The 280-nt window shown below is 58.2% G+C and carries 1 protein-coding gene; it reads left to right on the top strand.

Annotated elements, in window-relative coordinates:
* A partial coding sequence (locus MD536_RS21765) for a hypothetical protein (protein ID WP_239603877.1) occupies window positions 1-229 on the top strand: 229 nt, incomplete at its 5' end.
* Window positions 230-280: the final 51 nt, after the last annotated feature.

The raw sequence follows: 280 nt of genomic DNA, 5'->3' as shown, positions 1-280 counted from the left end.
CGAATACTTCAACGAGGCAACCGGCGGCGTTGGCTACTACTTGCGGCAGGACGGCACCATCGAATCGAAATACACCTATTCGTATTCTCCCAGCGAAAGAACCTACGTCGCCGACGGAGACGCGACCTTCTATCGGCCCGACGGCACCGTGGAGAAGATCGTCCGATTCCGCAACGGCGGCAAGGTAACCGAACCGTCCGGTGATGCGCCGGGACGTCGCGCGAATTGAATTGCTGGAACGAAACGTTCGGCTCTTGAGTAAAAGCCCAGGTCCATTCCG

This window comes from Flavihumibacter cheonanensis (assembly GCF_022352215.1).
Taxonomy (GTDB): domain Bacteria; phylum Bacteroidota; class Bacteroidia; order Chitinophagales; family Chitinophagaceae; genus Flavihumibacter; species Flavihumibacter cheonanensis.
The sequence above is the reverse complement of the archived record's forward strand: the minus strand, read 5'-3'. Positions and strand labels throughout refer to the sequence as shown.